Origin of the sequence: Acetivibrio sp., from assembly GCF_035371925.1 — a bacterium.
In the GTDB taxonomy this organism is placed as follows: Bacteria; Bacillota; Clostridia; order Acetivibrionales; family Acetivibrionaceae; genus Hungateiclostridium.
Map to the genome: position 1 here is coordinate 53,302 of NZ_DAORXT010000001.1, position 26,275 is coordinate 79,576.

22 protein-coding genes are annotated in these 26,275 nt (G+C 39.4%); 1 reads left to right on the forward strand and 21 read right to left on the reverse strand.

The window, feature by feature from the left end; translation table 11 throughout:
- Positions 1–229: 229 nt before the first annotated feature.
- The gene (locus PLH43_RS00235; protein WP_324358853.1) at positions 230–2,611 is read right to left on the reverse strand and encodes an endonuclease MutS2; all 2,382 of its coding nucleotides are present in this window, start codon (positions 2,609–2,611) and stop codon (positions 230–232) included.
- A gap of 232 nt (positions 2,612–2,843) precedes the next feature.
- On the opposite strand from PLH43_RS00235, the gene PLH43_RS00240 reads away from it, so the two are divergent.
- Positions 2,844–3,056 carry a hypothetical protein gene (locus PLH43_RS00240; RefSeq protein WP_324358855.1) on the forward strand — a complete coding sequence of 71 codons (213 nt, stop codon included), beginning with the start codon at positions 2,844–2,846 and terminating at the stop codon, positions 3,054–3,056.
- Between the two features lie 174 nt (positions 3,057–3,230).
- Here the strand turns inward: PLH43_RS00240 and PLH43_RS00245 are convergent, their stop codons facing one another.
- The 20 genes from PLH43_RS00245 to ligA all read right to left on the reverse strand — a co-directional run bounded on the left by PLH43_RS00245 (position 3,231) and on the right by ligA (position 26,192).
- A complete protein-coding gene (locus PLH43_RS00245) occupies positions 3,231–4,289 on the reverse strand; it encodes an N-acetylmuramoyl-L-alanine amidase (protein WP_324358857.1) in 1,059 nt (352 codons plus the stop codon).
- Positions 4,290–4,449: 160 nt separating this feature from the next.
- Positions 4,450–4,746, reverse strand: a complete 297-nt coding sequence (locus PLH43_RS00250; RefSeq protein ID WP_324358859.1) for a hypothetical protein — start codon at positions 4,744–4,746, stop codon at positions 4,450–4,452.
- Positions 4,747–5,013: 267 nt separating this feature from the next.
- Positions 5,014–5,883: a carbohydrate ABC transporter permease gene (locus PLH43_RS00255; RefSeq protein WP_324358861.1), complete on the reverse strand. Its 870-nt coding sequence runs from the start codon at positions 5,881–5,883 to the stop codon at positions 5,014–5,016.
- Positions 5,883–6,863, reverse strand: coding sequence for a sugar ABC transporter permease (locus PLH43_RS00260; RefSeq protein ID WP_324358863.1), 981 nt, complete (start codon positions 6,861–6,863; stop codon positions 5,883–5,885). The genes PLH43_RS00255 and PLH43_RS00260 overlap by 1 nt, the downstream gene beginning before the upstream one ends.
- 163 nt (positions 6,864–7,026) lie before the next feature.
- Positions 7,027–8,409 carry a sugar ABC transporter substrate-binding protein gene (locus tag PLH43_RS00265; protein WP_324358865.1) on the reverse strand — a complete coding sequence of 461 codons (1,383 nt, stop codon included), beginning with the start codon at positions 8,407–8,409 and terminating at the stop codon, positions 7,027–7,029.
- Between the two features lie 636 nt (positions 8,410–9,045).
- Positions 9,046–10,524 carry a stage IV sporulation protein A gene (gene spoIVA / locus PLH43_RS00270; protein WP_324358867.1) on the reverse strand — a complete coding sequence of 493 codons (1,479 nt, stop codon included), beginning with the start codon at positions 10,522–10,524 and terminating at the stop codon, positions 9,046–9,048.
- A gap of 317 nt (positions 10,525–10,841) precedes the next feature.
- Positions 10,842–11,861, reverse strand: coding sequence for an NAD(P)H-dependent glycerol-3-phosphate dehydrogenase (locus PLH43_RS00275; RefSeq protein ID WP_324358869.1), 1,020 nt, complete (start codon positions 11,859–11,861; stop codon positions 10,842–10,844).
- A 13-nt stretch (positions 11,862–11,874) separates the two neighbouring features.
- Complete coding sequence (gene plsY / locus PLH43_RS00280) at positions 11,875–12,531, reverse strand: glycerol-3-phosphate 1-O-acyltransferase PlsY (protein ID WP_324358871.1); 657 nt, start codon at positions 12,529–12,531, stop codon at positions 11,875–11,877.
- Positions 12,531–13,853 (reverse strand): ribosome biogenesis GTPase Der, encoded by a 1,323-nt coding sequence (der, locus tag PLH43_RS00285; protein ID WP_324358873.1) that lies wholly within the window; start codon positions 13,851–13,853, stop codon positions 12,531–12,533. The genes plsY and der overlap by 1 nt, the downstream gene beginning before the upstream one ends.
- Positions 13,854–13,901: 48 nt before the next feature.
- On the reverse strand, positions 13,902–15,224 hold the full coding sequence (locus tag PLH43_RS00290) for a DUF512 domain-containing protein (protein WP_324358875.1): 1,323 nt from the start codon (positions 15,222–15,224) through the stop codon (positions 13,902–13,904).
- A 148-nt stretch (positions 15,225–15,372) separates the two neighbouring features.
- Positions 15,373–15,573 (reverse strand): 50S ribosomal protein L32, encoded by a 201-nt coding sequence (gene rpmF, locus PLH43_RS00295; protein ID WP_038287256.1) that lies wholly within the window; start codon positions 15,571–15,573, stop codon positions 15,373–15,375.
- A gap of 107 nt (positions 15,574–15,680) precedes the next feature.
- Positions 15,681–16,184, reverse strand: coding sequence for a DUF177 domain-containing protein (locus PLH43_RS00300; protein ID WP_324358878.1), 504 nt, complete (start codon positions 16,182–16,184; stop codon positions 15,681–15,683).
- Between the two features lie 237 nt (positions 16,185–16,421).
- Positions 16,422–17,618: an acetate kinase gene (locus PLH43_RS00305; protein ID WP_324358880.1), complete on the reverse strand. Its 1,197-nt coding sequence runs from the start codon at positions 17,616–17,618 to the stop codon at positions 16,422–16,424.
- An 85-nt stretch (positions 17,619–17,703) separates the two neighbouring features.
- The gene (gene pta / locus PLH43_RS00310) at positions 17,704–18,702 is read right to left on the reverse strand and encodes a phosphate acetyltransferase (RefSeq protein WP_324358881.1); all 999 of its coding nucleotides are present in this window, start codon (positions 18,700–18,702) and stop codon (positions 17,704–17,706) included.
- A gap of 257 nt (positions 18,703–18,959) precedes the next feature.
- Positions 18,960–19,784, reverse strand: coding sequence for a tetratricopeptide repeat protein (locus PLH43_RS00315; RefSeq protein WP_324358883.1), 825 nt, complete (start codon positions 19,782–19,784; stop codon positions 18,960–18,962).
- A 53-nt stretch (positions 19,785–19,837) separates the two neighbouring features.
- On the reverse strand, positions 19,838–21,277 hold the full coding sequence (gene gatB, locus PLH43_RS00320; protein ID WP_324358885.1) for an Asp-tRNA(Asn)/Glu-tRNA(Gln) amidotransferase subunit GatB: 1,440 nt from the start codon (positions 21,275–21,277) through the stop codon (positions 19,838–19,840).
- A gap of 11 nt (positions 21,278–21,288) precedes the next feature.
- Positions 21,289–22,749, reverse strand: a complete 1,461-nt coding sequence (gatA, locus tag PLH43_RS00325) for an Asp-tRNA(Asn)/Glu-tRNA(Gln) amidotransferase subunit GatA (protein WP_324358887.1) — start codon at positions 22,747–22,749, stop codon at positions 21,289–21,291.
- A gap of 42 nt (positions 22,750–22,791) precedes the next feature.
- Positions 22,792–23,079 carry an Asp-tRNA(Asn)/Glu-tRNA(Gln) amidotransferase subunit GatC gene (gene gatC / locus PLH43_RS00330; RefSeq protein ID WP_324358889.1) on the reverse strand — a complete coding sequence of 96 codons (288 nt, stop codon included), beginning with the start codon at positions 23,077–23,079 and terminating at the stop codon, positions 22,792–22,794.
- A 249-nt stretch (positions 23,080–23,328) separates the two neighbouring features.
- Positions 23,329–23,886: a hypothetical protein gene (locus tag PLH43_RS00335; RefSeq protein ID WP_324358891.1), complete on the reverse strand. Its 558-nt coding sequence runs from the start codon at positions 23,884–23,886 to the stop codon at positions 23,329–23,331.
- Positions 23,887–24,200: 314 nt separating this feature from the next.
- Positions 24,201–26,192 carry an NAD-dependent DNA ligase LigA gene (gene ligA / locus PLH43_RS00340; protein ID WP_324358893.1) on the reverse strand — a complete coding sequence of 664 codons (1,992 nt, stop codon included), beginning with the start codon at positions 26,190–26,192 and terminating at the stop codon, positions 24,201–24,203.
- Between the last annotated feature and the right edge of the window lie 83 nt (positions 26,193–26,275).

A 26,275-nucleotide genomic window follows, 5' to 3' on the forward strand; every position in this document is an offset into this window, starting at 1 on the left:
AATGCAAGAGATTTTTTTATTGAATATGTGCCTAATAAAGGAAATAATTAAAAAAGTGCTTGTATCTACTGGAATCTACAAGCACTTAAGATAAATTATGCGTTTGTCGAACCAATTATAAAATACCTTATTTTTCATGTGATTGTCAACATATTTACATGTTTTATTTTACACACACTAAAATTTGTGTTTAACATGTCATAACACTATAAAATACCGGTAAACAACATTATTTAAGCTCGACTATTGTAACCCCCGACTCACCTTCTCCGTACTTTCCAAGTCTGAAAGATTTAACCCTGGGGTCTGACTTTAGGTACTTCTGTATACCGCTTCGCAGTATTCCGGTTCCCTTGCCGTGAATGATAGAAACTTCCGTAAGCCCGGAAAGAGATGCATCATCCAAATACTTGTCAACACTTTCAATGGCCTCTTCCAAGTTGAATCCCCTAAGGTCAATCTCGGTTGATATATTTTTAGCCTTTGATACACCTATCTTGCCAATCCCTGAGCTGTTTAGCACGCTTTTTTGCTCGTCTATCAGTTTTAAGTTTGATATATGGACATTTATTTTCATTATTCCTGCCTGCACCACTGCCTCTCCGTCTTTGTCCGGAGGAGTAATAATTGTCCCCCTCTGATTTAAGTTGACAATCAAAACACTATCCCCGGGTTTTAAGTTTTGGGGTGGCTTTACCGAAGCATTCCTAGGAGCAAGAGGTGAGGCCAATGTATCCTCGATAGAATCAATCTTTCTTTTAAGCTTGAGCCTAAGTGACTCTGCTTCCTTTTGCCTCTGTGCGTTATGGACTTCCTGTTCAAGCCTTCTCATGTCCGAAATAATCTCTTCGGCTTCCCTTCTTGCTTCAAGAAGGATTTTCCGTGCTTCTGCCTTGGCTTCCTGCATGAATTTCTCCCTGGTTTCATCAAGTCTCCTTTTCTGATGCTCAAGCTCTTTTTTTAGTTTTTCGGCCTCAAGCCTGTAGCTTTCGGCTTTCATCTTTTCACTTTCCGACTGACTTAAGTTTTTCTCAATTGACATAAGCATGTCTTCAAATTTTATATCGTCTTTCGTCAAAAACTCTTTTGCCCGCTCAATAATATCATCAAAAAGCCCCAGTCTTTTGGATATGGCAAAGGCATTGCTCTTTCCTGGAATCCCAATCAAAAGCTTGTAAGTAGGCTTTAGTGTCTCCACATTAAACTCACAGCAGGCGTTTTCCACAAAATTTGTTGTTACAGCATATACTTTCAGCTGGCTGTAATGAGTGGTGGCAACCGTAGTGCTTCCCCTGTTTCTTATATACTCAAGTATTGACATTGCAAGAGCCGCTCCTTCAGTCGGGTCTGTTCCTGCACCAAGCTCATCGAACAAAACAAGGGAATCTTCATCCACATCGTTTAATATTCCAACAATATTCTTCATATGCGAAGAAAAAGTACTAAGGCTCTGCTCTATGCTCTGTTCATCCCCTATATCCGCATAAACCTTTTTAAAAACACTCATCCTGGTTCCCTCATTTGCCGGAATATGAAGGCCGGCCTGGGTCATAAGGGTAAACAGACCTACAGTTTTTAATGTAACTGTTTTTCCTCCGGTATTCGGACCCGTTACAACAAGGGTGTTAAAGTCTTCCCCAATCCAAAAATCAATGGGAACCACAGTTTTTTTCTCAAGAAGAGGATGTCTTCCCTTTTTTATTAATATTTTATGCTCATCGTTAAGTACAGGGCAAACACAGTTGTAATCAAGGCTGAGCTTGGACTTGGCAAATATGAAATCCAGCCTTGCAAGAACGGAAACATTTGATTTTAGAAAATCAACAATTTCCCTTACCGCTTCGGTTAATTCCCACAATATTTTCTCAATCTCAGCCTGCTCCTTAATCTTAAGCTCTCTTATATTGTTGTTTGCTTCAACAACCGCCATGGGCTCAATAAAAATAGTGGCTCCGCTGGCTGAAGAATCGTGTATAAGTCCGGGTATTTCGGTTCTATACTCCTGCTTGACAGGAATTACATACCTATCACCCCTTAAAGTAACTATGGGCTCTTGAATATACTTTTGATATTTTGATGACCTGATAATTTCGTTGAGCCTGTCTTTTATAGATTCCTGTGCATTGCGTATCTGCCTTCTTATACTGGCAAGGGTCGGACTTGCATTATCGGCAATTTCATCCTCACCTAATATTGACATATAAATCCTGTCTTCTACGCTTTTATTGGACTCAAGGCATCTTATAAGCTCACCCACCATATTGTCGTCATCCGTCTTAATATTATCATTGCTCGCATAGTTTTTTAGATTTCTTACCGCTCTTAAAACATCAGCAGTTTTTAAAAGCTCTCCCGGGCTTAAAACTGCTCCTATTTCAACTCTTTTTAAACTATTCCTTATATCATGAATTCCTCCCATTGGAGGGCTTCCTCTTCTTGCAATAAAAGTCACACCGTCACTGGTCTCCTTAAGCGACTTCAGAACCCTTTCAAAATCATTATCGGGCATCAGCTTTTCAGCCAATTCCTTTCCCAAAGGAGATGTCGTAAAACTCACCAGCTTGTTAATTATTTTGTCAAATTCCAATACTCTAAGCGTTTTTTCGTTCATCTATCCCATACCTCATGTGTTTTTATAGTTTAATTGCACCAAATAATTATAACACAAATATGTCCGTCTTAAAAGGAAGTTATAACCCGATACACTCCCCTAATATATTCCATTTTTAAAACTCTGTATACAAAAGAAAACATTGCCTTGAATAAATAAATAATAAAACGAAAAACCTATAAATGGATAAGTTTTTATTTACTCTTTAAAACCTTAAGGGAGGTTTTAACAAATGACAAATGAAAAGAAGCTTGAGATAATAAAGTCTTACATTGACGAAATAAAAGCATATGAAGAAAGCCAAGACTGGCCTGTAAGCAAGAAGCAGCACATTAAAAGAGCTCGTGAAGCTTATGTAAGTCTGTACAGGGATGCCGAAAACGGCAAACTTGACCCGGATCTGCTCCATGAAAATATCACAAGCTTCATGTATATGTTGCAGTAAAAACAGCACCTTAACATGATTACTGCAGCCTGAAAGCTTATGCCAACCGGTAGAAATTGAACTTCTAGAAATTGTGCTTTATGAAATAAAAAAAGCAATACTAAAATAATTATTACTATTTAGTATTGCTTCAATCAATCAAATACTTTTATTATACTTGTTATCGGAAAAGCTTTATTTGTACATCTTTTCCAAGCTTTCAAGTACAGCATCCCTTAATGCTTCTGCCGCTTGCTGCTTATATGAATCCGTTTTCAGCTTCGAAAGCTCCGCACTGTTTGTCATATAGCCGATTTCCGCTATGACCGCAGGCATGTTTGATGTTCTTAATACTGCAAGATTCGGTCTTTGAATGACTCCCATATCCTTTGATTTCAAGGTCTTGTTCAAGTTTTTCTGGACTATTTTCGCAAACTCATATGCAGTAAGGTTTCCCTTTTTTTTGCTGCTGTCAGGATGATACAAGGTCATAGATCCTGTAGTCTTACTGTTCCCGGCATTGTTATGAACGCTTACAAGCAAATCCGCGTCAACATTGTTTGCAAGAGCAGATCTTGTATAAAGCCCCACTGTTGCGTCATTGTCTCTGGTCATATATGTTTTTATACCCTCAGCTATCAGCAAACCATTTAGCCTCTTGGCAATATCCAGATTCAAGTCTTTTTCCTTTATTCCTCCATACACAGCCCCTGATTGAGTACCCCCGTGACCGGCATCAATAACAACTTTATAGGTTCTATTGTTTGTAAGTCCGCCTCTTGAAGGTATTTCTGTCGGCTGCCTTCCAATATAAGCTATCTCGTTCTTTGCATCCCATCCTACATTTTCACCGAAAGCTTCGGCAACAAATCTAATTGGGACCATAACAGTGCCGTTTACAAGGATAGGCGGAGCTTCCATATACTTTACGGAACGATCCGTATATGCCACCTTGAGCCCTATACTCATTGTAATGGACTTATCGCCTTTAGACATCTCTATTACCCCATAAGAAGGGTACCATTCGGTTGTTACTCCCAACACCTGAAATGTAGTTCTTGCCGCAACCAAAATTCTTCCGTCAATAATTACTGGATTACGCTCTAGCGTCAAAACTTTTCCGTCTACAGCTATAAATGCATTAGAAGTTACACCCCAATACCCCGAATAATATTGACCGCTTGCAGCAAAGCCAGGAACTGCCATGATTGTTACAACTGTTAATACAGCCAATAAAAATGCTAACTTTTTCACAACTCCCCTCCTCTCTTTCCTCAAATCTAATTATATCAGGTTTACATAATAATTCTATAAAAAAAATCAATCTTCCTCTATGTAATTTATTCTAAGGAAAAATTAGATTTAGGTGAAATAAGTTAGCATAATATTTGTGCGTCCTAAAATTATTTGACATTTAATTTTTAAATTTGCTTCTGATAATCGGAAATATCCAAAAACCAAGAGACATGGAAACAAGGCATGCACCTATTCCCGAAAGAATGGGAAGCAAAACAAAATACAGTTGTGAAACCGATACAACAGAACTGTCTAAAATGGCTGATGTCATTCTAATAATGCCTATCATAAATAGAAAGGCTATTCCCGTGATTTGAAATATATAATGCTCTTTTAACAGGTTTAAAACAGAAGCTGATAATAAAACCACAATAAATACCGCAATTGAATATGAAATACTTAAATCTGCGTTCAAACCACAACACCCGGTCTTTCAATTTTATGAATCTATAACATTTCATTTACTCAACTACAACTTATATTGTAATATTTAATTAAAAAAATTTCAAATTATTTCCCACCCCCCAAAAATAAGTTTAGGCTTCGACAAAATTAAATTTCGCCAAAGCCCAGATAAAATTAATTAAAGCTTTTTATCAAAATTAAATCATATTTCAGATAAAATTGATTGTATCTTTAAAAATATTATTCAAATAAATCCCTTAGTTAATTAATCAAAGGATTAACCTTTAACTGCTCCGGCAGTCATACCGCTAATAAACTTCTTCTGCATAGTGAAGAACATTATAAGTACTGGAACAGTTACTATACTTCCCGCTGCCATCAGCAAATCATACCTTGCTGTTGTGAAAGCAACAAAGGCTCTGATACCAACAGGAATAGTGGTTACTTCAGCATCTTTCAGAAGAACCCAAGCAAAAATCAACTCGTCCCAAGCCATCAGGAAAATGTATATTGCAGTTGCTACAATTCCCGGAACGGCCAAAGGAAGCATTACTCTTAAGAAAGCTGTAAACTTGTTGCATCCATCTATTCTGGCAGCTTCTTCAAGCTCACCGGGTATGGACGCGAAAAATCCCCTGATTATCCAGATACTAAAAGGAACAAAAAACGCCGAATATACTATTACAAGTCCTGGAAGTGAGTTTATCAACTGTATTCCGGTAGCTTCCTTAATCTTAACAAAGTCGAGATATAGAGGAAGCAAGAACATCATTCCAGGAAGCAACTGAGTCGAAAGAATAAGAATGCCAATAAAACCCGAACCCGGGAATTTATACTTTGCCAGTGAATACCCTGCGAGTGTTGCAATAACGAGTGCAACAATCATAACAGATGTACACACAATAAGACTGTTTCTAAAATAAATACCGAAAGGAAGTTTCTGGAACACTTCAACATAGTTGGAAAAACGAGTAGGCGCAATCCATTTGCCTGCTGCTATGGCATTATGATTCATTAAAGAAGTCAATACCATAAATACTATAGGGCCCAGGGCTAATACTACCAATACAGCAAGAAGTAGATTGGCAAGGGCATCCTTTATTTTTTTCTTTCGTTTCATTGATTCAAAATAACCTACTTTAGCCATTACTTCACCACCAAATCATCTTTAAAGAATGAATACCATAAGGCAACGATACCAAGTACAAAGAACATTACAATCATCATTGCCGCAGCACCGGGACCAAATTGCCACAACTGGAATGAGTTTCTCTGAATGTTTGTCATCAGAAGATCTCCCCAGTCACCCGGGATACCGGCACCGTTACCGAACATCATTGCAACAATGTTGTAAGAATAAATATTTGAAATCAGAGAAAACATGACGTTGATGGCAAGAATGGGTTTTAAAAGGGGCAAAGTTATATTCCAGAACTTCTGCCAACCGTTAGCGCCATCAATATCAGCCGCTTCATAATAATCAGGCGATATACTCTGCAAACCAGCGAGCATAAGAATCATTGAAAGAGGAAGACCTCTCCATATTGTAGGTATGATTATTGCCCAAAGCTGGTTGCGTCCTACCAGCCAATACGGCTTGTTAGGCAGTATATGCAGAATGTCATGCAAAATAATATTTATCAAACCGGAATCTTGTCTCCATAAAAAGCCCCATATCATACCAACAACATATGAAGGTACAACCCAAGGCAAAAGAAGTGCGGTTCTTACAATACCTCTGCCCTTAAATTCTCTGTTTACAAGCATAGCCAGTATAATTCCAAAGGCAAAAGTTGAAAAAGTAACTAAAAATGTATAGATAGCCGTATTCCTAAGAGCAAACCAGAAACCTGTTCTAAGTAAACTCTCTTTATCAAAAAGAACCTCGTAATAATTTCCAAGACCTATAAACGGTGCTTTCAGAAACTTAGTCATTGTCATCATGTTAAGATCCAGGAAAGACATATATATTCCCTGAAGCATAGGAATAAAGTGAATGCACAGCATGCACACAAAGGCAGGTATTAACATGGCATATGCAAATAAATTCTGTTTTATTGAATATAACAGATGACTTGACCTTTTTTCTTTAACACCTATACCAGATTTCTTTAATTGTATATCCATATAATCAAGCTCCCACAATTATTATAGCATTTTGACAATAAAAAACATAATAAAAGTATTGAGTCTGTGCAGAGCATTTCTGCCCTGCACTAAACACAATTAACTTATAAACGATCTTTTAAGAAAAAACTATTTCTAAAAAATCATTTCATACTTGATTTTATTACTGAATCTTGTTTTCTTCCAATAATTTGTTGATCTGACCTTCAACATCTTTTACGATTTGTACAGTCTTATCGTAGCTGTATGCACCTTCAATTCCCATAGCGTTATCCCAGATCTTGCTGAGACCCTGCTGGAAGTAGTTTTCTGCAGAAGCCCATGCAGGAATTGATTGATAGTGCTTAGCATAAGCCAACTGATCCTTGAATACTTTCATCAATGCATCAGATTCATAGTATGGATCTTCATAAGCTGCCTGAACTGTCGGAAGCATACCTGTAACTTTTGAGTATGCAACTTGACATTCTTTAGTAGCTAAGTATTTGAGGAGTTCGAAAGCTGCTTCTTTATTCTTTGATGAATTGAACATAGAAATGTTACTTCCACCCAAGAATGCAAATCTTCCTTCTGGTCCTGCAGGAACCATAGTAACTCCTGTTTTATCGATCATGTCGCTTTCGCCCTTGTCTTTTTCTTTTCTCATGTTAGCAATGTTCCAAGGACCGAGGAATGATGTAGCGTATGCGCCTGATTTGAATCCGGACTCGATATCACCTGTGTTCTTTTCAAGTGAAGGCATATCCATTAAACCTTCAACAGCAAGTTCTGAGTAGAATTTGATACCTTTAAGTGCTGCATCACTTGAGAATGTAGCTTTCAAGCTATCTTCACTTACAAAGTCTCCGCCAGCACCGTAAACCCACCATGAGAAGTTGTGAACAACGTTCCAGTCGTTCTTACCAGGCATACCCAATGCAGCTAACTTCTGACCGTCAATTTCAATACCGTTGAGTTTCTTAAGAGCTGCTTTGTATTTGTCCCAATCTGCGAAATCTGTTTCAGGATTTACGCCTGCTTTTTCAGCTGCATCTTTTCTGTAGAAAAGAGCTCTTGTTTCAGTAAACCAAGGCATACCGTACATTTCGCTCTTACCTTTGATAGTAGCTGATTGCAAAGTTGATGGAACGAAAACGCTCTTGTCAATTTCTGTGCTGAGGTCAACCAAAGCACCCATTGATCCAATAGCAGCTGTCCAAGTTGAACCCAACTGAGTAAGGTCAGGAGCTTCTCCGCTGGTAGCAGCAGCTGTGATCTTTGTCAAAGCTGCACCCCAGTCAACAACTGTAGGCTGAACTGTAATATGTGGATTAGCGTCAGTGAATGGTTTGAGAACATCTAAGAGATCTTGGTCTGCAGTGTCACTGTTAGGCATGATCCAAACTGACAATGTCACTGGATCCTTCTTTGTACCTGCATCCGGTGAAGTTTGAGTGTTACCTGAATCTGGTGAAGGATTAGTCTTGCCACCGTCGCCTCCACCACATGCTGCCAGACTTAAAGCCATAACAGCAACCAACATTAATGCGATTACCTTTTTGAGCATAGTTTTTCCCCCTTTAATGATATTAGATATTGCTTATACAATAAATTATATTATAAATTAATCTAAAAAAAAACAACATGAAATAATTACTATTTTTAGTGAAAATATTACGTTATAGCTCAAAATGCACCATTTTGCTTATTCTACGTCCGTTTTTTAGCTTATTGTATCAATTTTATCGGCCAGGCTAAAATACCCCGTTGCCTAAATCTTTCTCGCAAATAGCGATATTCTGCCTGTTTGGAACGTTTACAAGACTCATTGATTCTATTGATTTGCATATTAATAGCATATTAATGGATATTAATTACATATTAATTATGTAGTAAACTGCAAACTTTTTTTAGATTAATTTTTTGTATAAACAATACCTTGCTCACTTTATATATATTATCATATTTTTTGTATTTATTCTATCATTTTAAAGCATATTATTTTATTTTTATGCATATTTTTTGCGCTATGAATTTTTTACCACTCCCCAACATATTAATTTGACTCTTTTTCTACACATTTTGTTGTTATGTTAACATATTTTTAAGAGTAAAATAAGCAAAGTACTTCCATAGTATTTTGTATGGCAGTACTTCGCAAATTTCTCTGTCTCTTTTTGTACCCCTCGCTAATTTGGCCAGGCTACAGAATAATACAGATAAGTCCTCCGCTTCCCTCGTTAATTATTTTTTGCAATGTCTCCTGAAGTTTGAGCTGTGCATCTTCCGGCATTCTGTAAAGCTTGTTTTGGAGTCCTTCACTCACCAGTTCATGCAATGACTTTCCGAAGATGTTTGATTGCCATAACTTTTCCGGTTCGCTTTCAAACTCTTTGAGAAGGTAGCTAACCAGCTCTTCCGATTGTTTTTCCGTTCCCACCAAAGGTGCAATTTCCGTTTCAATATCTGCTCTTATCATATGTATTGAAGGTGCGCTTGCTCTAAGCTTTACTCCAAAGCGGCTTCCCTGCTTTATTATTTCGGGTTCTTCAAGAGACATTTCTTCAATCTGAGGTGATACTATGCCATATCCTTTAAGTTTGACCTCATTGAGAGCATCCCGAACCTTGTCGTACTCTTTCCTTACCTTTGCAAGCTCCGTCATAAGGGATATGAGTCTGTGCTCACCGTCAATCTCAAGTCCGGTCATTTCGCTTAATATGCGATAAAACAATCCATCCTGCTCATTAATCTCCACATACGCAGTTCCTGAGCCTAAGTTTATATGGTCGATGTAAGCCCGTTTTATAAATTCAAATTCATCAAATCTGCCTACACTTCCTTTGATCTCCCGAATCCTGGTAATTCCTCTGAAAGCCTCTTTTACCGCGTTTACCATGTCAACTTTGAGCCAATGATTATCCTCGAGGGACTCAATCCATTTCGGTATGTTAACTCCGATTTCACTTATCGGGAACTCAAGCAGCACCCTCTCCATTATGTTGTTCAAATCTTCGATTCTGAGCTGCGCACAATTGGTGCCTATCACCGGAACATTGTATTTTGCTTCAAGCTCCTGCCTTAAACTTTCCGTTTCAGGGCTAGATGGATTTACTGAATTTAAAAGTATTACAAAAGGCTTGTTAATCTCTTTTAATTCCTTCACAACGCGCTCTTCGGCTTCAACATAGTCCTCCCTGGCAATATCGGTTATACTGCCGTCGGTTGTAACTACAAATCCGATAGTAGAGTGTTCGTTGATAACCTTCTTTGTGCCGATTTCAGCGGCTTGAACAAACGGAATCTGCTCATCAAACCAAGGCGTCGACACCATTCGGGGCGCATCGTTTTCCATATGACCGATGGCACCTTTTACCATGTATCCGACACAGTCCACCAATCTTACCTTAAACTGAACGTTTTCATCAAGCTCAATTTTAATGGCTTCATTTGGAACAAATTTAGGTTCAGTGGTCATTATTGTTCGCCCGGAAGCACTTTGCGGAAGTTCATCCTTTGCCCTTCCCCTTGAGAACTCATTTTCTATATTAGGTATAACCAATAAGTCCATGAACCTCTTTATGAATGTAGATTTTCCTGTTCGAACCGGACCTACAACACCTATATATATATCTCCCTGCGTTCTTTCTGCTATTTGCTGGTATATATTATATTTTTCCACCCGCAAACCCCCCTTACTTTTATTTAAACCTTCTGCAATCAATTCTTTATCCCTCGAAACTTAAGCTTAAATATTGCGGCAATACCGTCTTTAGTGCATCCATAAAAGCTGTAGGAACATCTTCTGCCCGTTTTGCCTAAATAGAACGCATCTTAAGTTTTGAGTACTAGTATTCTTATCAATATAAATATATTGTCTATATTCTTCTATTATTACAAAAAGGACAAAAAAAAGTGAGCAGTCGTCTTTCATTATCTGCTCACTTTTCTATCTCGAATTCTTAGCATATTTTTATGACTCTAAAAAATCCATTCTAATCAGAGCCATTTTCCGTCCAATTCCTCAACTTCATTTTTCTTATTTCTCATCATAAGGTCGTACACTGCCTGCCTTGGATTCTTGCCGTTAAACAATACTTCATGCGCTTCAAAGGTTATGGGCATCGGCACATTTTTCTTCCGGGCAAGTTCATAGGCGGCTTTTGTCGTCTTAACGCCCTCAACAACCATTTTTACCTCATCCATGGCTTCTTTGGCCGATTTTCCCTGACCGATTAAAATTCCGGCCCTCCTGTTCCTGCTGTGCATGCTGGTACAGGTCACAATTAGGTCTCCTATGCCCGTAAGCCCTGCAAAAGTCTGGGGATTTGCTCCCATGGAAACACCCAGCCTTGAAATCTCGGTTATTCCCCTGGTCATAAGTGCGGCTTTGGTATTGTCACCAAACCCCAAACCGTCCGATATTCCGGCGCATAATGCAATTACATTTTTCAATGCTCCGCCAAGCTCAACTCCGACAACATCCGAATTGGTGTACACTCTAAATTCCGGACACATAAATATATCCTGAACAATCTCTGCCGCTTCGATATCACAAGATGCTGCAACAACCGCCGTAGGCACACCTTTTCCCACCTCTTCGGCGTGGCTTGGGCCCGAAAGGATAACAGTTTTTGAACCTTTTACCTCCTGGTCTATTACCTCTGACATTCTAAATCCGGTACCCTCTTCCAAACCTTTAGAACAACTTACAATTATCGTATCGTCCCTTATATATTTTGATATATCTTTCACAGTCTGTCTGACCGTCTGAGAAGGCACCACTACAACCAGCACCTCCGCATCACTCACAGCATTCTCCAGATCCGAAGTAAATGTGACATTTTCAGGGATAACAACTCCCGGCAACTTATGTACATGCTCTCTCTTTTCACTCAGCATCTTGATTTCATCTTCAAAAACGGACCACATCCGAACATTTATCCCTTTGTTGGCCAATAACACCGCCAGAGCAGTACCCCAGCTTCCGGCGCCAATTATAGACAATTTTTTGTTCATATTCAGCCTCCCCTTATTCCTTCTTTTTGGTACCGAATTTGTGTTCGGTACCTTTGCACAATCTTACAATATTAGAACGATGCCTGATTATAACAAGAAGAGATACAAAAACGGCAAACGAAGTATATATGATTTCCTTTTCCATAAAAGCAGCCAGAAAAGGAAAACACACCGCAGCCGTTATGGATCCTAAAGACACATACCTGGTCAGGGCAACCACTACCAAGAACACACCCAAAAGGATGAGCCCTTGATACGGCCCTGCAAGAAGTATCACAGCAAAAGTAGTCAAAACCCCTTTTCCTCCTCTAAAACCGAAATAAAGGGGCCAGTTGTGTCCAAGGATTGCCCCCAATCCTCCGGCAAACAATCCGGCTTTGTCAAGCTCAACAGCATAATTGAATTCGGATGAATCAAAACCTATTTGGAAAATATAATACCCAATAATACATGCCAAAATTCCCTTTAGCATATCCCCCACAATTACAAGCAAAGCGGGAATTTTCCCCAGTGTCCTCAAAGTATTTGTCATACCGGCATTTCCGCTGCCGTGGTTTCTCACATCCACACCGTAAAATTTTCCAACAATAAGCGATGTGTTTGCGCTTCCCAAAAGATAACCTATTAATGCGGCCAATACCGCCTTCAATACCAGCCAAAACAATGCCATCACTCCTTTTCTTTTTCCCTTAATATGAATTTTATCGGTGTACCTTCAAAACCAAAACTCTTTCGAAGCTGGTTCTCAAGGTATCTCTCATAGGAGTAATGCATAAGCTTCATATCGTTTATAAAAAGAACAAATGAAGGCGGTTTGACAGACGCCTGAGTCATATAATAAATTTTGAGCCGTTTTCCCTTGTCCGACGGTGGCTGCACCATTGCAGTAGCTTCGTTCAGAAGGTCGTTTAATACTCCGGTGGAAATTCTCATAGCTGCCTGATCCGCAACATATTTTATAAGTCCGTATATCTTGTCGACTCTCTGTCCGGTCATAGCCGATATAAAGATTACCGGAGCATAGAGCATAAACCCTAGTTTTTCATGAACCTTTTTTCTGTACTCCTCTAAAGTTCCGGTTTCCTTTTCTATCACATCCCACTTGTTTACCACTATAATCGAAGCCTTGCCCTGTTCGTGAGCATATCCGGCTATCTTTGTATCCTGCTCGGTAACCCCTTCTTTTGCATCTATTAATATCAGGCAAACATCCGCCCTTTCAATCGCCGTCCATGACCTTATTATGCTGTACTTTTCAATTTTTTCGTTAATCCTGCTCTGTCTTCTGATACCTGCCGTATCAATAAAAACAAATTTACCATGCTCGTTTTCAATATAAGTGTCAATGGCATCCCTTGTCGTCCCCGGAATATCGCTTACAATAACCCTGTCCTCACCTGCAATTCTGTTTATAAGAGAGGATTTGCCAACATTAGGTTTTCCGACCACCGCAACCTTTATTACATCTTCATCGTATTCCTCGGCATCCTCCTCAGGCAAATATTTGAATATCTCATCAAGCAAATCGCCCATTCCCAGTCCGTGAATAGACGAAATGGTCATTAATTCTCCAAAACCCAGGTTGTAAAACTCGTAGACATCCGCGGGAGGCTCTCCAATCTGGTCCACTTTGTTGACCGCTAGTATTACAGGCTTTTGGGTCTTTCTGAGCATGGTGGCAACCTCTTTGTCCGAAGCAGTAATCCCGTCCTTTACATCCACCATAAATACAATGACATCAGCTGTCTCAATCGCTATCTCAGCCTGTCTTTTCATCTGCTGCATTATCGTATCTTCAGAATATGGCTCTATACCGCCGGTATCTATCAGTGTAAATTTCCTGTTTCTCCATTCCACTTCGGCATATATTCTGTCACGGGTTACTCCCGGTGTATCCTCCACAATGGAAATCCTTTTTCCCACAAGGTAATTAAAAAAAGTCGATTTGCCCACATTAGGCCTTCCCACTACTGCAACTACAGGCTTCGGCAACTTATCTCCCTCCATATGTTCAAAATAGTTAAAAATCAAACCATAATATTATAAAACTATTCCCAAAACTTTTTCAATGAAGTCTTTTCCATTATTTCCAACTATCGTTATCCTCGTTTTTAACTTGTTCTCCAGCATTTCAACAGTATAATCATCAAGAAATACACTCTCACCGGACTTTAGCATAGACTCCGAAAGCAAAAGTTCCTGCCCAATCTTATTTCCCGACAGCTGCTCTAATATGTCCTGTCCTGTAAGAAGCCCGGTCACAGTAACATTTTCTCCAAAAAAATGATTCTTTATTTTATAAATGTGAACAGTCAAATTTTCATATTTCTTTCCAAGAACATCTATCATTTCCTTTATATATTTATATGAAGTAACTCCGGTTGCTATAGCAACCTCCCTCTTATTTTTAAGCTCAAACTTAAGATTTCCAAGATAATCGTCAAATTCCTTTTTTAGCATCGCAATAAGGCCCACTCCGTTTTCTATTTGGGGAAAGTCTTCGTAAACGCAATAATCCGGTATTTCGAGCTCTCCCATGATATAGAACTCATCCGCAATATAAACTATCCTGGAGCCATATTTTGAAAGAAGCTCCCTTTGCCAAGCTTCAACCTGCTTGATGACTTTCCGGGATGACTCCATATCAAAGGGCTTTAACTCGTACAAGCCCTCGCGATGCCTTGTAATACCTACCGGCACGACCGAAATACTGTTTAGGCCCGGATAAAGGGAACTAAGGTCTCCTATGGTTCTATCCAGTTCTTTTTCGTCATTTACTCCCCTTACCAAAACTATCTGGGCATTAACAGTTATTCCGCCGTCTATCAGTCTCTTAATTTTATCCATTACGTCCCCTGCTGTCTTGTTCCTTAGCATATATACCCTCAGTTCGGGGTTTGAGGTGTGAACCGAGACATTGATAGGAGACATTTTATATTTTATTATCCTGTCAATATCATTGTGACTCATATTCGTCAGTGTAACATAATTTCCCATAAAAAACGAAAGCCTGGAGTCATCATCCTTAAAATAAAGAGTCTCTCTCATCCCCTTGGGCAATTGGTCTATAAAACAAAAAATGCACTTATTTCTGCAGCTTTTGGCATCGTCAATCATCAGGCTCTCAAACTCAATACCCAAATCCTCATATTCGTCTTTTTCAATCTCTATTTCCCAGATTTCTCCGTCCTTTTTTTGTATTTCAAGGACAAGGTACTCATCGGCAATTAAAAACCTGTAGTCAAATATATCGCTTATTTTTTCGCCATTAATGGACAGCAAAAAGTCCCCTTCCTGAAGCTCCGACTCTTCCGCAATGCTTCCGGGCAGTACCCTTTTAATCGGTATAGGCCTGTACTCCAACCCAAAACCTCCCCATTTTTTTACTTAAACCGTATTCTCAATAAAATAAAAGCTCGGAACATCGAGTCCCTTCGCTTTTGCCTCTTTCATTTCATTCCAAGAGGCCAAATATAAGCAAAAAACAGCAGTTGTATCTGCTGCTTTTACTCTATTCTACGCTGAGAACCTCAATTGACTTACGCTCACCTTTATGCCTTACCGTATAATGTCCGCACTCTTTGCATACTCTATGGAGCATCTTCAAGGAGTGACAATGTGGACATTCGACCAAATTAGGTGCTGATAATTTCCACTGAGACCTTCTCTTGCCTGTTCTAGCCTTAGACCATTTACGTTTTGGATTTGCCATGAATTACACCTCCTCGTCACCATACAACAAACCTTGTGTATAAATAAAATCTTGTACACATAGAAGGTACTCGATTTTGTTGTTGTTGTTACTTTGATATAATCTAATCAGTTGTCTTTAAAAAAGTTTTTAAATACTTCCAATCGCGGGTCTATGTCTTCATTTACACATTTGCATTCATTATTGTTAAGATCCGCACCACACTTCGGGCAATATCCCTTGCAGGCTTCATCACAAACCTGTTTTACCGGAAGATTCAATATGATATTATCTATCATTACTTTTTCCAGCTCAATGAACTTGCCCTGGTATGTATAATAGTCCTCTTCGTCTTTATCGCTGCCTTCCTCAATAAAGTCCTCTTTAACGGCAATGTGTATCTTTGAATCAATGTCTCCCAAGCACCTTGAGCATTTTGCCCTGTAATCCGCCCACAACTCACCGTCAAGCTTTATAATCCCGCCGGAATTTACTAAAGTACCTTTAAAAGTTATCGGCCCGCCAAAGTCAAAATCCTCAGGAATAAAGTCATTGACTTTAACATGTTCGGCAAAATCCAGTTTCAGCGATGCTCCATTGTGCTTTAAAATATCGGATATATCAATTCTCATAAAAGTCACCTCTTAAAACCGACAGGAACTATTATACTAACTAATAACTCACATGTCAAGAATTATGTGATAGATTAGCTCAAAGAACAAAATAATTTTTGTTTATCTTTATACGGAATTTCTTCTTATATTATTAACATATTCCTCATATTCATACAAAAAAACTTCACATAAAAAAAAGAAGAGAAAATTTACAAGCCCGCTTTCAAAGAAAACAGGCTTGTAAACTTAAAACCGTTATTTTTTTATAAGCCTTAAAGTTTCCCTTGCAATCTCCAATTCCTCGTTTGTCGGAATAACTAAAGTTTTTACTTTGGCATCGGGAGCACTGATATCGGTCTCTATACCCTTTACCTCATTTTTCTCCCAGTCTACTTTAATTCCGAAAAAGTCCATGTCTTTCAAAACTTCTTTTCTTATATAAGCATTGTTTTCGCCAATACCTGCAGTAAATACCACTGCGTCAACACCGTTTAACACTGCAATATATTTTCCTATATACTTCTTTACTCCATAGCAGAAAATGTCCAATGCCAGCTGCGCCCTGTCGTCTCCCTTTTCAGCCGCATCCTGAACATCTCTGAAATCGCTGCTTACACCCGAAACTCCCAGTACTCCGGATTTTTTATTGAGGAAGTTGTTTATATCGTTTATATCCATTTTTTCTTTTTCCATAAGATAAGTTATAACTGCCGGGTCAACATTTCCGCTTCTGGTACCCATGCACAAACCTTGAAGAGGAGTAAATCCCATTGAAGTGTCCACAGATTTTCCGCCTTTTACTGCACAAATACTTGCTCCGTTTCCAAGGTGGCAGGTTATAAGCTTTAAGCTCTCAATGGGTTTTCCCAGCATTTGTGCCGCCCTGTGAGCCACATATTTGTGGGAGGTTCCGTGGAATCCGTATTTTCTCATTTTATACTTGTCATATATCTCATAAGGAAGAGCATAAATATATGCATGTCTTGGCATTGTCTGATGAAAAGCGGTATCAAAAACAGCAACCATCGGTACATCGGGCAGTATCTGTTTGCAGGCCTCAATTCCCACTATATTTGACGGATTGTGGAGGGGAGCCAGCTCAACACAATCGCTGATTGCCTTCATCACATTTTCGTCAATTATAGCAGATTCCTTAAAATTCTCTCCGCCGTGAACAATACGATGACCAACGGCGGAAATTTCCGACATGCTCTTTATAACTCCGATTTTTTCATCTGTAAGAGCGGAAATTACCTCTTGTATGGCAAGCTTGTGGTTGTACAGGTCTTTTTCTATAACTACAGTTTCCCCACCGGTCTTTGAATGCTTTAAAAAGGAATGCTCAAGACCGATTCTGTCACACACACCCTTTGCAAGTACAGACTCGTTTGTCATGTCAATCAGCTGATACTTTAGTGATGAACTTCCGGTATTGATAACCAAAATATTCATTTAAAAACTCACTCCTGTTCTGTTTTTTTAAATTTATATTTCTATTAAGCTCTAAGCAACAACTTCCTTAAAGTTTGCGCACAATTTACGGCTTGACGTATTGAGCCTGAACTGCAGTAATTGCTGCAACTCCTACTATATCCTCGGCACTGCAGCCTCTCGACAGATCGTTTACGGGTCTTGCCAAACCTTGCGTTATAGGGCCGTAAGCTTCGGCCTTTGCAAGTCTCTGTGTCAGCTTGTATGCAATATTACCAGCATCAAGATCGGGGAAAATGAGAACATTTGCCTTGCCTGCCACACTGCTGCCCTTCGCTTTGGACTTTGCCACTTCCGGAACAATGGCGGCATCCACCTGCAGCTCCCCGTCAATTGCAAGATTCGGAGCCTTTTCCTTTGCAAGCTGTGTTGCTTTAATCACTTTTTCTGTCAACTCGCTTTTCGCACTGCCGTAGGAAGAATAAGAAAGCATGGCTACTTGAGGCTCAGCATCAACTAAAACCTCAAAAGATTTGGCTGCAGATATTGCAATTTCGGAAAGCTCTTCTGCATTCGGATTTTCCACCAATCCGCAATCGGAATATACGAAAGTTCCGTTATGACCATATTGACAATTGGGTACAACCATAACAAAAAAGGATGATACAAGTTTGGTGCCCGGAGCTGTCTTTAATATCTGCAAAGCAGGTCTTAAAGTATTTGCAGTGGAATTGACGGCACCAGCCACCATACCGTCCGCTTCACCTTTTTTTACCATCATGACTCCATAATAAAGGGGATCCTTTATTGTCTCTCTTGCAGCTTCAATAGTCATCCCCTTTGATTTTCTAAGCTCATATAATGTATTTGCATAATCCTCCAATTTTTCGGAGGTTAAAGAGTCTTCTATCGTCACTCCTTCAAGGTTTATGTCTCCCGCCAGATTCTTGATTTCGTTTTCATTGCCTATAAGCACAACCTTTGCAATTCCCTTTTCAGCTATCATAGATGCTGCTTTAATTACCCTCAAATCCGTACTTTCCGGCAAAACTATGGTTTTGATGTTTGATTTTGCCCTTTCAATTATTTGTTCCAAAAAACTCATAAATTCTTCTCCTTTCATAATACCAAATGCTATTTCAAAAATTGTACTTACATAATTTAATTAATGATATATTATCACCAGGTAATAATACCTGCTCACTATAAATAGCTAATTTACTGGCTTTCAAGCAACTCTAATTATATACAAAATGTTTTTTGTATACAAGACCGTCCCACCTGTTTTTTTGGCTCTAACTGCAAATAATGACATATTGCTTTGATATACAGGCTTTTTCATCATTTTTAGAGTCTTTCCATTCATTTGGATTTGGTTGAAACCAAAGCCTCCAATTCCTTTATATGGTCATCCAATTCTTTTTCTTCAAGATTGCTAAGGTACGACATTTTATAGTTTTTTGCCTTTTTTGCCATTTCCAACGCCTTCTCCACCGTTCCCAAGTTTTTTAAAACACAGCTGTAATTATAGTATGCTTCAGGAAAGGAAGGATTAAGACTAACAAGTTTTTGATATATTTCCTCAGCTTTTTTAATATTACCGATTTTATAATAGGTATATCCTAAATTATCCAGTATAACAGCATCGGAGCTATTGTACTCATATGCCTCTTTATTGAAGTTTAAAGCCTTGTTCATATCTCCGTCCAAAACAAGAAGATAGCCGAGGCTGCCGTATATTGTTGTGTTTTTATAGCTTGAAAACACGTCCTCCAGCATTTTTATACCGTCTTTTAACTGTCCTTTTTTCCAAAGAACCAACGCATAATTGGACTTTGCTTGGAGCATGCTGTCATTGTCAATATTTGAATTTAAAAGCTCCTCAAAAACTTTCTCGGATTTTTCTAATTTTCCTGTCTTAAGAAGCAAATAGCCGTACAAGATTTTAACTGCCGGTTTGCTTTTCGCAGTACAGCATGCCTTTTCAAGCCATCCAATTGCCTTATCCGTATTTCCCTTTCGATAAGCGCGGCTTGCAAAAACTTGGTAAAAAACACTTCTTTCGCTGTATAAGGTATAAATCAGAAATGCTAAAAAAAGTATATATCCCACTGTTTTGTTTATCAAAAAACTGCAAGCGATTAACACTGCACAAATTACATATTTAGTTAATGCATTCTTATTCATAATCAAACCTCCTGCGCCAAAAGATTAAAGCAAATTTGCGGCGCACATTGTATTTATAAATCTTTCTTTTCAAGTTCATCTTTCAAAAGTTTGTTTAAAAGCTGGGGATTTGCTTTTCCGCCTGTCTCTTTCATAGCCTGTCCCACCAGAAATCCAAAAACTTTATTCTGGCCTTTTTTATAATCTTGAACCGATTTTTCGTTGTTTAAAATTACTTTTTTCACAACCTCGGCAAGGGCTTTCTCATCACTTACAACTTCGAGGCCTTCTTCCTTCACTATGGCCTCCGGATCCTTTTTTTGCTCAAACATTATCTCCAATACCTTTTTGGCAATGGTTATGCTTATTGTTCCCTTGTCAACCAACTTAACCAGCCTTGATATGTACTCAGCCGGAAAAGGTATGTCTTCAGCTTCCATTCCCTTATCATTAAGAATTCTCGAGACGTCCCCTAAGATAAAATTACTCACGGCCTTTGGATTATTGCACTTTATCGCCGCAGCTTCAAAGAAATCGGCAAGAGCCTTTGAGCCTGTAAGAATCGTTGCATCATATTCGGGAAGTCCGTAATCGGTTATATACCTTTTCCTTCTGGCATCTGGAAGCTCAGGAAGGCTTCTTCTTATCTCTTCCTTCCATTTTTCATCCACAACTATCGGCATAAGGTCCGGCTCCGGAAAATATCGATAATCGTGGGCCTCTTCCTTGGTTCTCATGGAATAGCTTATGCCCTTGTGTTCATCCCATCTCCTGGTTTCCTGAACGATAAAGCCGCCATTTTCAATAACCTCAATCTGCCTTTTGGCCTCACCTTCAATTGCCCTTACCATTGACCTTATGGAGTTTAAGTTTTTCATCTCCGTCCTCGTCCCGAGCTCCTTTTGCCCCTTGGGCCTTACCGAAAGATTGACATCAACTCTAAGGGAGCCTTCCTGCATCTTGCAGTCAGAAACATCAATGTACTGAAGTATGTTCCTGAGGCTTTCCACAAAAGCCTTAGCTTCCTGCGCCGAACGCATGTCCGGCCCGGTAACAACCTCGATGAGCGGCACACCACATCTGTTATAATCAATCAAAGTCCCCGTTTCATGTTCATCATGCATAAGCTTTCCCGCATCTTCCTCAATATGTATCCTCGTAATTCCAATTCTCTTTGTTCCTCCTTCCGCCTCAATATCAATATATCCGTTTTGGCAAAGGGGAAGGTCATACTGTGAAATTTGATATGCTTTGGGAAGGTCGGGATAAAAATAGTTTTTCCTGTCCTGCTTGCTGTATTCCGCAATACTGCAATTGGTGGCAAGTCCTGCCCTTACGGCATATTCCACCACCTTTTTATTTAGAACCGGAAGTACTCCAGGCATACCGGTGCAGACAGGGCATATGTAAGTATTTGCTTCTCCCCCGAAATCTGTAGTGCACGAACAATATATTTTCGATTTTGTTGAAAGCTCAACATGAACCTCCAACCCTACAATTATTTCATATTCCATCCCAACACACCTCAAATTCTTGCCCTTATTTTGTGAAACTCAGTATTTTGCTCGAAAGTGTATGCCACACGCAGCAGAGTGCTTTCGTCAAAAGGCTTTCCTATAAGCTGCAGCCCTATGGGAAGGCGGTTGGTGTCAAATCCGCAGGGTATTGTCAGGGCCGGAAGTCCTGCTATGTTTACCGACACCGTATATATGTCCCCAAGGTACATCTCAAGGGGTTTTTCTTTTTTCTCCCCAATCTTGTAAGCTGTGGTAGGAGCAGCAGGCCCAATCAAAACATCGTATTTTTCAAATGCCTCTTTAAAATCATTCTTAATCAGCGTTCTTACCTGAAGTGCTTTTTTATAGTACTCATCATAATAACCCGAGCTTAGTGCATATGTCCCCAGCAATATCCTCCTCTTTACTTCAACACCAAACCCTTCACTCCTTGTTTTCATGTACAAGTCCATTAAATCTGTATATTCTTTGGCTCTGTACCCATACTTTATCCCGTCGTATCTTGAAAGATTGGAGCTGGCTTCGGCAGATGAAATAATATAATAAGCGGGAACGGCATAACAAGTCAATGGAAGAGAAAACTCTTCCACCAGGGCACCAAGGTTTTTTAAAGTCTCTGCCACATCCAAAACTGCTTTTTTAACCTCCGGATTTGCTTCGTTATCGATATATTCTTTTGGTATACCGATTTTAAATCCCTTTACGTCATTAATCAAAGCCTTTGAATAATCGGGATACTTTACATCGGCAGAAGTGGAATCCATCGGGTCATAACCGGTTATGGCATTGAGTACTATGGCACAATCCGTCACATCTTTCGTCAAGGGACCAATCTGATCCATGGAGGATGCAAAAGCAATTAACCCGAAACGCGAAACCACACCGTAAGTGGGCTTCATCCCTACAACACCGCAAAAGGAAGCAGGCTGCCTTATTGAGCCTCCCGTATCCGAGCCTAATGCAAATCCTGCCATACCTGCGGCAACAGCCGCAGCCGAACCGCCGCTTGAACCTCCCGGAACCCTGTCTAAATCCCACGGATTTCGTGTAACTTTATAGTAGGAGTTTTCAGTGGATGCTCCCATGGCAAACTCATCCATATTGAGTTTGCCCAAGAGCACAGTATCCTCATTATAAAGCTTTTTGGATACCGTTGCATCATAGGGCGGTATAAAATTATCCAGCATTTTTGAAGCGCAGGTTGTTTTAACATTCTCAGTACAAATATTGTCCTTTAATGCCATGGGAATACCTGCAAGAGGTGATTTCACCTCTCCTTTATCAATCCTCTCTTGCACTTTTTTAGCCCTCTTTAACGCCTCATCCCCAAGGACTGTTATATAGCTTCCTATCTTTTCGTCAACAGCATTTATCCTGTCAAGCACCGACTGTGCAAGCTCTACAGCACTAATCTTTTTTCTTTTTATGAGGTCGCTCATTTCGTGAACCGTAAGCTGGTAAAGTTCCACTTATCTGTCCTCCTCATCTTTTGCCCTTTTTCAAAAATACATCTATTCAACCACCTTGGGCACTTTAAAACATCCGTCCTCTTTTTCCGGAGCATTCATAAGCATTTTGCTTTTTGGATATGAATCTAAGACCTCATCGTCTCTGAAAACATTCTTTATCGGTATGACATGATCTGTTGGGATAATTTCTGACGTATCAAGTTCATTTAATTTATCCATATAGGATATAATATTTTCCATGTCATGAATAAGCTTTTCCTTTTCTTCTTCGGAAAGGTTAAGCCTTGCAAGGTTTGCAACATGCTCTATCGTTTCCTTGGTAACCTTCATTTAAAATTCCCTTCCTAGATACTGAGCAATAATATAAATTTTCTGTCTTGCGGCACAAATTTCTCTTGAATATGTTATTGTGCAGCTTAAGAATAAACAACAATACCATTGACTATTATATAAAATGGTCAATAATGCGTCAATTATCAATATTCTAAAGCTTCAAACAACATTTTTATTATTCCCGGCAACGCAGAGTTCTAAATCATAAAAACAACAAAAAAGCGGCCAAAAAAGACCGCCGTTTTCTCATCTGCATCTTTCAAGTAAATTCATTATCACAATTCCTAATTCCTCATCACTGACATCATTCTTAAGAACCTTTTCATAGCCTCTGAAATTAAAACTGTATGAGCCATCCGGTTTTCGCCTTGTCGTATTAAGCACGAGGCCAAGCTGTTCTTTGTAGTAAATTGAGATGTTTCTTTTCCCTTTTGCAAATTCATCCCATGACTTGCATTTAAGCTTGTTCATAAGCTGAGAATCGGAATGAATTATCTTGCCGTTGCACTTTGCCATAGAAGACCTTACCAGCTCTCCCAGTTCCAAAGGCTTGTATGGAGCCTCTAGGAACACAGGACCTTCCACAGCTTTTCCGTTACCCTGTTTGTCTCTTGCGTAAGGAATTACAGTCACATTGTTGTTCTCATCGAAAAACACACAAACATTACCATAACTAATGCACGACCTATTAGCTGCTTTTTTGAGTTTACTTTTTCTTTTAATGGCCAGCAAGGCGAACACAAGTATTAGTACAAGTACTGCAGCCAAGCAGCAAAACAGATACACCAAAAACCTGTTTTCCATAACCAACACCCTGTTTCATGGCCCTTAAAAGTCCGGTGAGACTCCAATAAAGCATATGCATCGCGCTTTACCGCAATAGCCACTAAAAGATTTCCCATCACCTCGGTTAATGTGTTTTTCGATTCTTTTTCCCTCTGAGTTGCACCTAATACCAGTTCTTAACATATGTACCCCCCTAAATAATAATTAATTAATTATAAAAAAATTTATATTTCTACTTATATTATATAATAATGTATATATTTTTAACATAATAATATATTAATATAGATATTAATGTAGATTAATGATATTAGTGCAAACAAAATATTATACTACTCTATCATTTGTCTGAATCTTTCCTCATCAATTATTTCAACGCCCAGCTCTTTTGCCTTTTCAAGCTTGCTTCCCGCCTCCTCGCCGGCCAACACATAATCGGTCTTTTTAGATACGCTTCCCGAAGTTTTTCCTCCAAAACTCTTTATAATCTCTTCAGCTTCCTTTCGAGTAAAACTTGGAAGGGTGCCGGTAAGCACAAAGGTCTTTCCCTCAAACCTGTTATCCTTTATTTTCTTTTTACCGAAACTGATTGTATTTACTCCTGCGTCTTTGAGCTTTTCTATGATATCCCTGTTTTGCTTCTGTCCGAAGAACTGTACGACACTTTCCGCCATCTTGTCGCCGAATTCGGGTATTGCCACAATGTCTTCCAAAGATGCACTCATAAGGGCATCAACAGATTCAAAATTTTCACTTAACAGCTGTGCCGCCCTAAGTCCTATGTGTCTGATTCCAAAACCGAATATCAGCCTGTCAATATTATTTTGCTTTGATTTTTCTATCGAAGCAAGGAGGTTTTCCACAGACTTTTTACCCATTCTCTCCATTTTAACAAGGGTATCCTTTTCTTTATGCAAATAGTACAAATCTGCAATTCCTTTTATGAGCCCTTTTTCAAGAAGCACCTCAATAATCGCAGGCCCAAGGCCTTCTATGTTCATTGCATCCCTTGAAGCAAAATGAACTATCTTCCTGTAAAGCTGGGCGGAACATTCCATCCCGGTACATCTATATGCCGCCTCTCCCTCTTCTCTCATTACATCCGCACCGCATACGGGGCATTGCAAAGGCATGTTAAACTCATCTTCATTTCCGCTGCGCTTTTCAAAAACCACATCCACAACTTCGGGAATTATGTCCCCTGCTTTTCTTATGCGTACCGTATCACCTATTCTTATATCCTTTTCTTTTATGTAATCCATGTTGTGAAGCGTTGCTCTGCTCACGGTTGAGCCTGCAATTCTAACCGGGTCAAAAACGGCAATCGGCGTCAACACTCCCGTCCTTCCCACGTTTACTGATATTTCTTTTACAACAGTCTCTTTGACTTCCGCAGGATATTTATAGGCCGCCGCCCATCTTGGAGCCTTGATTGTTGAGCCTAAAAGCTCCCTATGTCTCAAGGAGTTTACCTTGACCACTGCACCGTCAATTTCAAAATCTATGTCTCCCCTCTCATCACCAATGCGGCTTATTTCCTCCCAAACGGCATTTATATCCCGGCATACCTTGTATCCCGGGCTTACTTTAAACCCTAGCTCTTTTAGATACTCAAGGGTCTCGGAATGAGTCTCAAAACTTTGACCCTCAATTCTTTGTATATTAAAAACAAATATATCAAGCTTTCTTTGACTGGTCACCTTTGGGTCCAACTGCCTTAATGAGCCGGCAGCAGCATTTCTGGGGTTTGCAAAGAGCTGCTGGCCTGCGAGCTCCTGCTCTTCATTTATTTTGATAAAATCTTTTTTAGAAATAAACACCTCTCCCCTTACTTCAAGTAAAGGCAAATCCTTTTTGAGCCTTAGAGGTATTGATTTTATGGTTTTGAGGTTCTGAGTCACATCTTCTCCCACCGAGCCATCACCCCGGGTTGCCCCCCTTGTAAACACACCGTTTTCATAAACCAGAGAAACGGACAATCCGTCAATTTTCTTCTCGACAACATACTCAACATTATCCCCTATAACTTCTCTCACCCTTCGGTCAAATGCCAAAAGCTCTTCCTTGCTGAAAACATCGGAAAGACTTTGCATCTGCACAGCATGTACCACCTTTTTAAAGCCTTCCAATGGCTTGTCTCCCACCCTCTGAGTGGGAGAATCCGGTGTAACAAGGTCAGGCCTTTCCTGTTCGAGCTTTTCTAACTCCCTGTAAAGAGCATCATATTCGGAATCGCTTATTTCCGGTGCATCCTCCACATAGTACTTATGGCTGTGGTAGTTTAAAATCTCTCTAAGCTCAAGTATTCTCTTCTCTATGTCCACTTGTTTTTTCCCTCCGTAAAGCAGTCATAATTTGTCAATTTTATCCATGTTTATTAATAAAAACTATATAATTACTACCTTCC